We start from the raw sequence: 12,931 nt of genomic DNA, 5'->3' as shown, positions 1-12,931 counted from the left end.
CGCGCCGCGCGCTTGACCGGCCTCAGAACCGCAGTTTGGCGCCGGCGCGCAGCAAAAGCCAGTAGAACAGGCCGGTCGCGCCGACCGCGAGCAGCATCGCCAGGATGAAGCCGCTGGGGCTGTCGGTGAATGGCAGCCCGCCGGTGTTCATGCCGAATATGCCGACGATCAGGGTGCCCGGCAAAAGCAGCGCGCTCATCACTGCCAGCGCCTTGAGGCTGCGGTTCGATTCGTCGGCAAGCTCGGCCGCAAGCTCCTCCTGCAGCAGCCTTGCCCGGTCGTTGATCATGACGACCTCGCGGTCGAGCCGTTCCAGGCGGGCAGCAAGCCGGCGCAGAACTTCATGTGCGCCGGCGGAAAGGTTCCAGGCGGAACGGTCTTCATCCTGGAAAAGTGCTGCCAGGGCCGAGATCGGCCGATGCAAGGATACGGCAAGGCGGCGCACATCCTTCAGCTGTCGTCTTTCGTCGGCAAGCCGCTCGGTCACGAGATGGTCCTCGACCGCATCGAGCCGCTTCGTCGCCCCGGCGAGCCGCAGGCTGGTGGTCTTGCAAAAAGCCATGACCAGCGTTTCGAACAGCTCGAATGCTGTGGTGGGCCGCAGCCCTGCGGCAAGGGCGGTGTGCACTTCCTCCACCGCCGCCAGCGGATGGCGCCGGCCGGTGACCAGCAGCCGCTCCGAGACCGCAAAATGCAATCTGCCGATGGTCGTCGACTGATGGGCGATCTCGCCATGCAGGTCGGCGGAAATGCCGTGGACGACGCCATTCTCATGCGCCAGCACCAGGCTGTCCTCATGTCCTTCGAGGATTGCGTGAGCCGACGCCGGCAGCGCGCAGGCATGGCTGACCCAGGAATGGGCGCGCCGGTCGACAAGGTCGACATGCAGCCAGACCCAGCCGTCCAGTGAGGCCAGCGCGGCCTCTATGTCCCGGGGCGCCAGCGATTCGGGAGCTTTGCCGGGAGCGGCATGATAGGCCCAGACCAGCCCGGGGGCATGATGCTGGTCGTCCGCGGCAAGCAATGTCAGATGCGATGCGTCATTCATGGCCGCCGCCGAGACAATGCACGTTCAGGATCCGGGCGGCGCCGGAGCCGGCGCCGCGACATTCTGGCCAAGTCCTATCCCCGCTCAGAATATCTGGCGGAAGATGACGAACAGCACGAAGGCAAGACAGATGGAGACCGGAAGGGTCAGTATCCAGGCCATCAGCATGTTGCGCACTGTCGACCATTGCAGGCCCGAGCCGTTCGCCGCCATGGTGCCGGCAACGCCCGACGACAGCACATGGGTGGTCGAGACCGGCAGGCCGAGATAGTCGGCCGATGCGATGGTCGCCATTGCAACAAGCTCTGCGGACGCACCCTGGCCGTAGGTCAGATGGCTTTTGCCGATCTTCTCGCCGACGGTGACGACGATGCGCTTCCAGCCGACCATGGTGCCGAGGCCGAGCGCCAGCGCGATGGCGACCTTGACCCAGAGCGGGATGAACTTCGTCGCGTTGTCGACCGCCTTGTGATAGGTCGTCACCGCCTTCAGGTCGTCGACCTCCATCGGCAGCAGCTTCTTCTTGTCGATCAGTTTCAGCGCTTCACCGATAAGATAGATGTTGTTGCGGGCGTTGCTGACCAGCGTTGTCGGCAGCTTTTCCACGGACGGATAGGGCGACAACATTGCGCTAGTGTCGTGGATGAAGCTCTGCAGCGCAGGCGTGGTCTCGTCCTTCCAGGTCTTGGTGCGAACGGCGTCACCGACCACGGTCGCCGCGTCGGTCACGGCGACGCCGGGCTTGACGTATTTGCCGAGTACCGTTTCGACCTGCGTCGCCGCCGATTTGTAGGCTTCGAGATAATTGATATCCGGCGTGCGGTTCAGCGCGAAGGCGGTCGGCACCACGCCGATCAGGATGAGCATGATGAGGCCCATGCCCTTTTGCCCGTCATTGGAGCCGTGGGCAAAGCTGACGCCGGTGCAGGTGAAGATAAGCAGCGCCCGGATCCACAGCGGCGGCGGGGCGCTCGACTTCGGCGCCTCGTAAAGCTCGCGGTTCCTGACCAGCAGCTTCATCACCAGAAGCAGCAGCCCAGCCAGGCAAAACCCGACCAGCGGCGAGATCAGAAGCGACAGGCCGACATTGCTTGCCTGCGACCAGTCGATGCCGCTGGTGATGGAACCGGCCGGCGCCGTGAACTGGTTGGCGAGGCCGACGCCGATGATCGAACCGATCAGCGTGTGCGAGCTCGAGGCAGGCAGGCCGAGATACCAGGTTCCGAGGTTCCACATGATCGCTGCGACCAGCAGCGCAAAGACCATGGCCAGCCCGGAGCTCGATCCGACCTGAAGGATCAGTTCGACCGGTAACAGCGAAATGATGCCGAAGGCGACCGCCCCGCTGGCGGTGAGCACGCCGAGGAAGTTGAAAAAGCCGGACCACATCACTGCAAGCTCGGCCGGCATGGAATGGGTGTAGATCACCGTTGCCACCGCATTGGCGGTGTCGTGAAAACCGTTGACGAATTCGAAGCCGAGCGCGATCAGCAGCGCCAGGCCAAGCAGAATCCACGGCACCGCGACGGTGCTGGTCAGGTCCTGGCTGAGCGCGTAGCCGACATAGGCAAGGCCGCCCAGGATGATGACGGCAAAGGCCGGCAGAAACCATTTGCCGGTGCTGTTTGGCCGGTCGAGCGGATGCTCCGGCCTTGGAATTCCTGCTTCGCTGGAAACAATATCGACCATACCCCACTCCTCTTGCGTTGCAGCAAAGAATGGGAGGACGCTATGTCGGCACAATGAAGCCTGTGTGACGGCAGAGCACTTTGAGATTGGAGCAGATAGTGCTGGACGGTGGTTCCTGATCTATTCCGCGATCTCCAGCAGGGTCGATATCAGCAACCGGCGCTCGTCGGCGGAGAGAATGTCCGAACCGAACAGGTTCATGCTGCGAAGCCCTTCGATAGCGAGATAGCAGACCAGCAGCGCCTTGAGATTCGGCGTCTCCTCCTTCAGCCGCTCGAACACTTGCCGCCTGAACGATTTTATCGGCGTCAGGAAATCGGGATCCTCGGCAATCGCCGAAAATATCCAGGTCGCCGACGGTTTCGACTCCTCGGCATGCTCGGCCGAAAGCCTGATATAGGCCGCAAGCGGGCTCTCACCGCTGACGCCGTTGGTGCGGGCGGCCTCAAGCGCCTGTTGGAACGCGCTGAGATAATCCTCCACCAGCGCCTGCATCAATTTCGCCTTGGTCGGGAAATTGTAGAGAAGACCACCCTTCGACACGCCGGCACGGCTGGCGACCGCATCCAGCGACAGGCTGCCGGGACCCGTCTCGCGCGCCACGTCGGCGGCGGCGGCGAGGATCTTCTCGCGCGAATTTGTTCTGCGGGCCTTCATCAATCGTTCCCCATTCATTAGCTTAAGCGGAATTGACAAGACCGTCCAGACGGTACAGTAAGATTGCCGTCATTTGAAATTGGGACCAGTCACAGGTATGTGTTCCGGTCATCCGACCGTTATGCTGGGCCATGGCCGAGGGGACTGTTCGTGATCAAGCGCTTCATCATCGCCTTCATTCTGCTCGTGCTGGTGTGCGGCGGCATCGTCGGCTTCAACCTGTTCCGCGACAATGCGATCAAACAGTTTTTCGCCACCATGAAGCCGCCGGCCGCGACCGTGTCGACGGTCATCGTCAAACCGATGTCCTGGACGCCCGGCGTCGAGGCGATCGGTACTGTCAGTGCCGTGCGCGGCGTCGACCTGACCGTCGAAACCGCGGGTATCGTCAAGGACATCCAGTTTCATGCCAATCAGAAGGTCGCCGCCAACGCCGTGCTGCTGCAGCTCGACGATGCCGTCGAGCGGGCCGACCTCGTGGCGTCGAAGGCGCAAGCCACATCCGACCAGACGACGCTGATGCGCGCTCTTGAGCTGCAGAAGCGCGGGGTCGGCACCGACGCTACGCTGGACACGGCGCAGGCGGCAGCATCGGTCTCCTCCGCGCAGGTAAACAAGCTGCAAGCGGTGCTCGACCAAAAGCAGTTGACGGCCCCTTTCAAGGGCACCGTCGGTATTCCGAAAATCGACATTGGCCAGTATCTCACACCCGGCACCGCCGTGGTGACCTTGCAGGACATGGACACGATGCGTGTCGATTTCACCGTGCCGGAGCAGCAGCTTCCGCTGCTGAAGATCGGACAGACGGTGCGGCTGGGCATTGGCGGCGGCGACATGCCGTTCGCCGGCATCATCCGCGGTATCGATCCGAAGATCGACCCGACGAGCCGGCTGGTGACGGTGAGGGCGGAGGTCGCCAATCCTGAAGGCAAGCTGACGCCCGGCCAGTTCGTCCAGGTGCGTGTCGAACTGCCGGAGGAGAACAACGTGCTGGCGCTGCCGCAGACTGCGCTGACCTCCAGCCTGTACGGTGACTTCGTCTTCGTGGTGCGCCCGGCCAAATCCGCAGAAGTCAACGGCGCGGCTCCCGAGGCAAAGCCGGAAGAAAAACCAGCCGCGGATGCTGCCACGCCCGCTGCCGAAGCACCCGCGGCAAAACCCGAAGAAAAGCCGGGCGCTACCCCAGCCAAACCGGCAGCGGAAGCCAAACCGGCAGCGGAAGAACAGAAGCCGCAGCTCGTGCTCGCCCAGGTGTTCGTCAAGCCAGGCCGCCACAACGCCGGCCTGGTCGAGATCCTGGAAGGCATCCAGCCCGGCGACGAAGTCGTTACCGCCGGCCAGAACCGGCTCTCCAACGGCATGTCCGTTGCCGTCGACAACACAATCGATCCGAGCAAGCCGGGGAACCAGCAGGCAGCCCAGCAATGAGCTTTTCCGACCTCTTCATCCGCCGCCCGGTCCTTTCGACCGTGCTTGCCTGCATGATCCTGCTTCTGGGTTTTCAGGGCATCTTCAACCTTTCGATCCGGCAGTATCCAGAGGTTGAAGAAACGGCCATCACGATCACCACGGCCTATCCCGGCGCCAGCGCCGACCTGATCCAGGGGTTCATTTCCGCGCCGATCGCGCGTGCTGTCGCTTCGACCGAAAACATCGATTATGTCACGTCGGCGAGCCGGCCGTCATCCAGCACCGTGACAGTGCAGATGAAACTCGGCTCCGACCCCGACGTTGCGCTGAACGAAGTCCTGTCGAAGGTTCAGAGCGTTCGCGGCGATCTGCCGGACGAAACCAAAGACCCGGTGATCGTCAAGGGCACCGGCCAGCAGTTCGCGATGATGTACATCTCGATGCAGAACCCGAACATGACGCCGGAACAGCTCACCGAATATATCGAGCGCGTCGTGCGGCCGCGTATGTCGACGGTCGAAGGTGTTGCCGACGTGCAGATTTTCGGCGCCGCCGAATATTCGATGCGTGTCTGGATCGACCCGATCAAACTGGCGGCGCGCGGTGTGACGGCGGCGGAAGTGCTGACCGCCATTAACGAATCGAATTTCCTCTCCGCGCCCGGCGATACCGAAAACGAATATGTGGCTTCCTCGATCACGGTTCGCTCGACCCTGCAGACGCCGGAGGCTTTCGCTGCCCTTCCGCTCCGCTCGAAAGACGGCAATGTGGTGAGACTGCGCGACGTGGCCCGCGTCGAACTCGCCGCGGTGAACACCGACACCAGGGTCACCTTCAACGGCAAGCCCGGCATCTTTCTCGCCATCTTTCCGACGCCGGCCGCCAATCCACTGACCACCGCGGCGGCGATCCACAAGATTGTGCCGACGATCCAGGAGACGCTGCCGCTCGGCATGACGATCGAGATCGTCTATGACTCGACCGAGCAGATCAGCGCGTCGATCGAGGAGGTGTTCAAGACCATCGGCGAGGCGGTCGCCATCGTCATCGTCGTCATCCTGCTCTTCCTCGGCTCGTTCCGCTCGGTGCTGATGCCGATCGTGACCATTCCGCTGTCGCTGATCGGCGTCTGTTTCCTGCTGTTTTCTTTGGGTTATTCGATCAACCTTTTGTCGTTGCTGGCCATGGTGCTGGCGATCGGACTGGTTGTTGACGATGCCATCGTGGTGGTGGAAAACATCCACCGCCACATGGAGGAAGACGGCTTGTCGCCGATGCAGGCGGCTTTCAACGGCATGCGGGAGATCTCCTCCGCCGTCGTCGCCATGACGATAACGTTGGCCGCCGTGTTCGCGCCGCTGGCCTTCACCGGCGGCCTGACAGGCGCACTGTTTCGCGAATTCGCAGTGACGCTTGCCGGCTCGGTGGTCCTTTCGGGTGTCGTTGCCCTAACCGTCACGCCGATGATGTCGGCACGCATCCTGAGGGCCGGCTCGCACAGCCGCTTCCAGCGCATTGTCGACAACACGTTCGGGCGCGTCGAAAACGTCTATGAGCGGCTGGTCAGCGGCTCGCTGAAATATCGCCCGGTGACGCTGATGATCGTCATCGCACTGGTCGCCACGACCGGCTTCATGTTCACCAAGACCGCGAGCGAACTGGCGCCGGAAGAAGACCAGGGCTTCTTGCTGTCTATTGTGAACGCACCGCGCTATGCGACGTCGGACTACACCGAGACCTATGTGAACCAGATTCTCGGGCTAGTGAATGATATCCCCGAAACCAGGGCGCGGTTCTCCGCCGTCGCGTTCCAAGGCCCGACGAACAGCGCTTTCGTCGGCTTTGCGTTCAAGGACTGGGCCGAGCGCGCGCGCAGCTCGAAGGAACTTCAGGAAGACATCACTGCCCGCCTTGCCAAGGTGGCGGGCGTCGAGGCTTTCGTCTTCGCACCGCCGACACTGCCCGGCTCCGGCGGCGGCCTGCCAATCACGATGGTGGTGCGCTCGACCGGCGAGGCCTCCCAAGTGTACGAGGCGGCCGAGAACATCAAGAACAAGGCGCAGGCCTCCGGTCGCTTCCTCGCGGTGCAGAATTCGATGTCCTACGATGCGCCGCAAGTGACGGTGACGATCGACCGCGACCGCGCCGCGGCACTCAACCTGCCGATCGCCGATATCGGCCGGACGCTGACCCTCTTGGTCGGTGGCGCCGAGGTGGCGCAATTCGACCGCGAATCCAACAGCTACGACATCATCCCGCAGGTGCCGCAGAGCTTTCGCGACAATCCCGAAAAACTGGGGGAGTATTTCGTGCGCAGCGTCTCGGGTGAGATGGTGCCGCTCTCTGCGGTGGTGAAGATCTCGACCAACGCGTCGCCGGCGGCGATCGAGCAGTTCAACCAGTTGAATTCCGCAACGATTTCCGCCCTGCCGCTGCCTGGCGTCACCACCGGCGACGGTTTGAAAGCGATCGAGGATATCGCCAAGGAGAGCCTGCCCGACACTTTCTTCATCGACTATACCGGCCAGTCGCGGCAGGAGAAGCAACAGGGCTACACGATCATCATCGCCTTCGCGGCAGCCGTTCTCGTCATCTATCTGGTGCTGGCGGCGCAGTTCGAAAGTTTCCGCGATCCGTTGATCATCATGATGGCGGTGCCACTCTCGATCTTCGGCGCGATCGTGCCGCTTAATGTCGGGCTCGGCACCCTCAACATCTACACCCAGGTCGGCTTGATTACGCTGATCGGCCTGATCACCAAGCACGGCATCCTTCTGGTCGAGTTCGCCAACCAGCAGCGTGAAATGCACGGCATGCGGCGGCGCGATGCGATCATCGCGTCGGCCAAGGTGCGGCTGCGGCCGATCCTGATGACGACGGCGGCGATGGCGCTCGGAGTGGTGCCGCTGATCATCTCCAGCGGCGCTGGTGCCGCGGCACGCTATTCGATGGGCCTGGTGATCTTCACCGGCATCCTGGTCGGAACCATGTTCACGCTCTTCGTGGTGCCGATGTTCTACACGTTTATCGCCAGCAAGGACCTGCCGCATCACGCCGAAAAGCCGGACCCCAAGCTGATGCCGGTGATGCCGGATTAGATTGTACTAACATTGCACAATAAAGAAGGCCGGATTTCCGGCCTTTCTTGGGAGCTACGAAAAGCATCGCTCATTTGACGATGACGATGCTGGTGTTGGCCGGGCCGAAGACCTCGACGAGCTGATAGAAATCGGCGGCGTTGTCCGGATGCAGACGCACGCAGCCATGCGAGGCCGGCTGGCCGAGGCGCTTGATGGCGCTTGTCGCATGTACGGCGTAGCCGCCGCTGAAGAACACCGAATGCGGCATCGGGGCGTTGTCGTATTTCTTCGAATACCACATTTCATGCATGCGGGTCGGCTTGAACGAACCGGTCGGCGTGACGTGCGTCCTGTCGCCGGTCGAGACTTTCCAGGCGAATGTCGGCCGGCCGTCGACCAGGATTTCCATGGTCTGCTGCGATAGCGACACACGCGCGACGATCTTGTTGGCGGCGGCGTGGGCTGCGCTGTTGCCGGCACTGACAAGCAAGGCAGCACCGGTGATGACGGCGGCGGCGATGTTGATGAGCTTGGCGGAAATGGCGGTGTACATGATGTCTCCCCTATTCTGCCGGTCGGGGCCGGCTCAATTCGATGACCGGCTTATCGGGGCGTCATGTTTCGAGCCGATTTCGCTAGATGCTCGTTTGTGTTTCGATTCTGTTTCCCCCGGGTTAACAGAAAACGCCGTGCAAAGCGGCTTACAGCTGTTGGACGTCGTCATGACAGCGGCGGCGTGTTTGCCTAAGCGGATCAGCCAAACCGCGGCACGAATACGCGATTGTCTTTCGTTTGAGAGGAATTCCACCTGACTCCGAAACCGAGCTGCAACAAAGCGCGGCCTCGGCGGCATGATCCGGATACAGCGAACGGGCAAAGTTGACGTAACGAAAACAGCGGGCAACGAACGATCGGAAGCCAACACTGTTTTCGCTACGGTCTGGATTGTCTGGACAGTTTCCAGCCTGCGCGTCGACCGGCTCAAGCCCCTCTGGCGGGGGCGGCTTAGAGCCGTTGAGGATGCGCGGCGCCTCCGGCAACTTGCAGCCGAGAGGACCGAAGGCCCGCGCCGCAACGGGGGGCTCCGCTGGCGGCGCGGGCGCTTCGGGGGTTCCCCTGAAGCGCCCGTAAATCCCAATTTTGAGGAAAGAACAGGATGAAAACGAAATTCGCCGCTTCCGTGCTTTCTGCCCTGCTCTACGTGCAGGGCCTGCTCGGCATTGCCGGCCTCGCAACCGTGCTGCTGAAGGAACGTGCGCATGCCGGCGAGGTCAGCACGAACAGTGACATGCCGTCAGGCCCGTCGCTTCTCGTGGCGCGCTGAGGAAAGAGCATCGGACCCAAAAGCGGGAACCGGTTTTAGGAAAATCCGATACTCAAAAAAGGGGTGGCTGTCCTGCATTCAATCGGCGAATTGCGTTGGCGGATCGAACCGGTAACCCGCACCCCGTATGGTGGTGATGGTTTCGGTGTCGAGCTTGCGGCGCAGCCGCACGATGCGCGAATCGATCGACCGGTCGAAGGCTTCGGCATTTTCGGCGGGCGCGGCGGCGATGATGTCGTCACGCGTCAGCACCTTGCGCGGGCTGGCCAGGAACAGCCTGAGCAGCGCCACCTGCCCGGCGGACAGCTGTTCTTCCGTGCCCGAGCGGTGCATGACGATGGCCGACCGGAGATCGACGGTCGCGTTCTCCAGCACGATCAATTCCCCGGCGTTCCTGCCGCGCCGAGCCAGCAGGCCGCCAACGCGGGCGGCAAGCTCCCTGACATTGAGCGGGCTTTCGACGACGTCGGCGGCGCCGAGCTCGAGCGCCAGCACCTTGTCGACCAGATCGGCCGGGCGGCAGATCAGGATGAAATCCGGTCCACCTTCGCCGCCATGTCGCCTGAGCAGGTCGCGCCCCTCCGCCTGGCTGACGCTGTCGCCGACAACCACGACATCGATACCCTTTTCAGAAAGCAGCGATTCGGCTTCCCACGGCTGTCGCGCGGCGCGGACGTCATGACCGCGTCGCTTGAGATGATCGGCGAGATCGGTCGCAATTACTTCAGCGACGGAAACAAGCGCGATGACGGATCGTGCAGCCATGTTTTTCTACCCCGCATACGGCAACCCAAGAAGAGTGCTGGACATCATGTTTATACCCAATCTACTTTCCGCTGAAAGCGGGAGCGAACGCATCGTGCGGGCACGAATTGTCATTGTCGAGGACGAGCCCGACCTGAGGGACGCGGTCGCCGAGTATCTCGGCGCCAGCGGCTATGATGTGGCCACGGCCGAAAGTGCGGTGGCGGCGCGCGACCTGTTGGAAGCCCAGTCCTTCCATCTGGCCATTCTCGACATCGCCATGCCGGGCGAGGACGGCCTGTCGCTCGGCCGCTGGATGCGGTCGAAAATGCCGATCGGCATCATCTATGCGACGGCCGCCGGTACCGCGCTCGACCGCATCGTCGGACTGGAGCTCGGCGCTGACGACTACATCGTCAAGCCTTACGAGTTGCGCGAAGTGCTGGCCAGGGTGCGCAGCGTGCTGCGCCGCGTTCCGGAGCCGACCGAACCACAAAAAGCCAAGGCTGAAACATCCGGTGGCCGCCGGTCCGTGAGCTTCGGCGCCTTTCACGCCGACCTCGACGGCAGGCTCGTCACCGGCGCCAACGGTGCGGTCATCGACATGGCCAAGAGCGAGTTCGACGTGCTGGAGGTGTTCCTTACCCGCGCCAACCGGCTGTTGACGCGGGCGGCGATCTCCGAGGCGATCGGTTTCGTCGAGGACGCGGAATCGTCCCGCGCCGTCGACATCCGCATCATGCGGCTGAGAAAGAAGATCGAGGCGGATCCGGCCAATCCGAAATTCCTGCGCACGGTGCGCGGCGAAGGCTATATCTTCTCGCTGCCAGCCGGCGAAAATAACTGAGGCCTGGCGGCTTGAGCAAGCCACGGCCAGGAAATGACCATGACGGCTGAAACAGCACGCGCGGACTCGCAGGGCGCCAGGCAGGGCGCGGCGATGGCGGCCGTGCATGTGGTTCGCCGGCTGCGCGAAGCCGGCGACTGGCAGCGCGAGATGGAGGGTATCCTCCAAACGCTTTGCGAAGCCATGGATTGTCACCGCGGCATCCTGTTTCGCCTGCGCGAACTGCCCGGCCAGGGCTTCGCCCAGTCGGTCGCCGCTTATTGGATCGCCCCCCGGTTTGGCGGCGAGCTGGCGTCACCGACCGTCATCATGCAGTCGGTCGTCGATTCGGACCCATTGCTGGAACAGCTGGCGGAGGACGAGCGCCAAGGCAAGATATTCGCCGGGCACACACGCGATCTCGAAGGCTTTCTGCGGACCGATTTCGAAAAGCAGAACATCAAGTCGTTCCTGTCGGTGTCGGTCTTTTCGCACGGCAATTTGTGGGGCACGCTGGCGGTCAACGACTGCGTCAACGAACGCGAATGGACCGACCAGGAAGAGGCGGCGCTGCACATGGTGGCACTCGCCATTGGCGACGCCATCGAACGGTCGCCCTCCGACGCGCATGCCAGTGACGTCATTCGCCGCACCATGCTGCAGGCCTCGCTCGACGCCATCATCGTCATCGACGAGACCGGCTCGATCATCGAATTCAATCCGGCGGCCGAGAAGATGTTCGGCTATCGACGCAGCGATATCCTCGGCAAGGACCTGCTCGACACGGTCGTGCCGGAATATTACCGCAAAGGCTATGCGTCGGGCGCCGAATACATGTCGGGCCGCGGCGCGCCGATGGTCGGCCAGCGGCTCGAAACGGTCACCCAGAATGCCGCCGGCGAGGTTTTTCCGATCGAGCTGACGGCGACCGAGATGCGGGTCGCCGATCGCCATCTGATCTTCGGCTCCATCCGCGACCTGCGCGACAGATTGCGCGCTGAGGAGGAAATCAACCGTCAGCGCGAAAAACTGCACCAGAACGAGAAGATGGCGGCGATGGGCTCGCTGCTTGCGGGGGTTTCGCACGAGCTCAACAACCCGCTGGCCGTGGTCGTCGCCCAGTCGACGCTGCTGCATGAATTCGCCGCCGATCCGCAGACCAAAGTACGCGCCGAAAAGGTGCGCGCCGCTGCCGAGCGCTGCGGCCGTATCGTCAAAAGCTTCCTGTCGATGGTCCGCCTGCACCCGACGGCGCAGGCCGAGACCGACCTCAACCAGGTGATCCGCGCGGCACTCGAAGTGACCGCCTATGGCGCGCGATCAAGCGGCATCATCATCGACACCGATTTCGCCGGCGGCCCGCTGCTGGCCATGGCCGATGCCGACCACGTGACGCAGGTAGCCGCCAACTTCCTCATCAACAGCCAGCATGCCTTGGCCGGCATTGCCGGCGACCGGCGGATCAAGGTCCGGACGTTTCGCAGCGACCGCGGCAATCCCGGATTCTCGGTCGAGGACAACGGGCCAGGCGTGCCGGAAGCGATACGCTCACGCATATTCGAATCCTATTTCACCACCAAGCCAGTCGGCGTCGGTACCGGTATCGGCCTGTCGATTTCCAAATCGATCATCGAGCGGCACAATGGCAATATCTGGTTCGAGGAGGTTTCGCCGAGAGGCGTGCGTTTTGTCGTGCAGTTGCCGGCGATCGCTGCCGGCGCGGTCGCCGCCGGCGACAGTCCGTCGCGGTCGAGCGGCTTGCGTCACGCGCTGATCATAGACGATGAGCCGGATGTCGCGGCGTCGCTGTCCGACATTCTGGAGTTGATGGGCATCAAGTCGCGGATCGTGCCGGCCTGGGTCTCGGCCGCCGCGACCCTGAGCGGCCACATGCCGCCGGACATCGTGTTTTCCGATTTGCGCATGCCCGGCACCAGCGGCATAGCCGCCTATCGCGAGCTGCTTGCCGAAATGCCGGATCTGGCGCGGCGTTTCGTGCTTGTCACCGGCGATCTGATCGGCGCAAAAGGCGAAATCGAGGCGCTGCCGGCGCCGCAGCGGCCGCCAATCCTCGAAAAGCCGTTCAGCACGCTGGATGTGCGCGGCGTGCTCTCGGCCATTGCCGAGCAGGTCGCTTTGGGCGGCTAGACTCC

Annotated in this window: 10 protein-coding genes; 5 read left to right on the top strand and 5 right to left on the bottom strand. The window is 62.8% G+C overall.

Annotated features, from left to right (window positions below; all coding sequences use genetic code 11):
* Positions 1-22 precede the first annotated feature (22 nt).
* From NKH89_RS07740 to NKH89_RS07730, 3 genes are all read right to left on the bottom strand, one after another.
* Complete coding sequence (locus tag NKH89_RS07740) at positions 23-1,048, bottom strand: transporter (RefSeq protein WP_352908557.1); 1,026 nt, start codon at positions 1,046-1,048, stop codon at positions 23-25.
* Positions 1,049-1,132: 84 nt separating this feature from the next.
* The gene (locus NKH89_RS07735) at positions 1,133-2,737 is read right to left on the bottom strand and encodes an inorganic phosphate transporter (RefSeq protein WP_352908556.1); all 1,605 of its coding nucleotides are present in this window, start codon (positions 2,735-2,737) and stop codon (positions 1,133-1,135) included.
* Positions 2,738-2,857: 120 nt separating this feature from the next.
* Positions 2,858-3,394, bottom strand: coding sequence for a TetR/AcrR family transcriptional regulator (locus NKH89_RS07730; protein ID WP_352641294.1), 537 nt, complete (start codon positions 3,392-3,394; stop codon positions 2,858-2,860).
* A gap of 150 nt (positions 3,395-3,544) precedes the next feature.
* On the opposite strand from NKH89_RS07730, the gene NKH89_RS07725 reads away from it, so the two are divergent.
* Positions 3,545-4,822 (top strand): efflux RND transporter periplasmic adaptor subunit, encoded by a 1,278-nt coding sequence (locus NKH89_RS07725; protein ID WP_502896878.1) that lies wholly within the window; start codon positions 3,545-3,547, stop codon positions 4,820-4,822.
* Positions 4,819-7,902 carry an efflux RND transporter permease subunit gene (locus NKH89_RS07720; RefSeq protein ID WP_352480983.1) on the top strand — a complete coding sequence of 1,028 codons (3,084 nt, stop codon included), beginning with the start codon at positions 4,819-4,821 and terminating at the stop codon, positions 7,900-7,902. The genes NKH89_RS07725 and NKH89_RS07720 overlap by 4 nt, the downstream gene beginning before the upstream one ends.
* A 70-nt stretch (positions 7,903-7,972) precedes the next feature.
* On the opposite strand, the gene NKH89_RS07715 is transcribed toward NKH89_RS07720, so the two are convergent.
* Positions 7,973-8,437: a L,D-transpeptidase gene (locus NKH89_RS07715; RefSeq protein ID WP_023721319.1), complete on the bottom strand. Its 465-nt coding sequence runs from the start codon at positions 8,435-8,437 to the stop codon at positions 7,973-7,975.
* 603 nt (positions 8,438-9,040) lie between these two features.
* Between NKH89_RS07715 and NKH89_RS07710 the strand changes: the two genes are divergently transcribed.
* Positions 9,041-9,208, top strand: coding sequence for a hypothetical protein (locus NKH89_RS07710; RefSeq protein WP_352641299.1), 168 nt, complete (start codon positions 9,041-9,043; stop codon positions 9,206-9,208).
* Between the two features lie 78 nt (positions 9,209-9,286).
* On the opposite strand, the gene NKH89_RS07705 is transcribed toward NKH89_RS07710, so the two are convergent.
* Positions 9,287-9,973: a winged helix-turn-helix domain-containing protein gene (locus tag NKH89_RS07705; protein ID WP_352788012.1), complete on the bottom strand. Its 687-nt coding sequence runs from the start codon at positions 9,971-9,973 to the stop codon at positions 9,287-9,289.
* Positions 9,974-10,019: 46 nt separating this feature from the next.
* On the opposite strand from NKH89_RS07705, the gene NKH89_RS07700 reads away from it, so the two are divergent.
* Together NKH89_RS07700 and NKH89_RS07695 are read left to right on the top strand one after the other, a co-directional pair.
* Positions 10,020-10,799: a response regulator gene (locus tag NKH89_RS07700; RefSeq protein ID WP_352788054.1), complete on the top strand. Its 780-nt coding sequence runs from the start codon at positions 10,020-10,022 to the stop codon at positions 10,797-10,799.
* Between the two features lie 39 nt (positions 10,800-10,838).
* On the top strand, positions 10,839-12,926 hold the full coding sequence (locus tag NKH89_RS07695; RefSeq protein ID WP_031194628.1) for a PAS domain S-box protein: 2,088 nt from the start codon (positions 10,839-10,841) through the stop codon (positions 12,924-12,926).
* Positions 12,927-12,931 lie beyond the last annotated feature (5 nt).

The organism is Mesorhizobium sp. M0923 (genome assembly GCF_040319365.1).
GTDB lineage: Bacteria > Pseudomonadota > Alphaproteobacteria > Rhizobiales > Rhizobiaceae > Mesorhizobium.
This window is presented reverse-complemented; position numbering and strand designations above follow the sequence as displayed.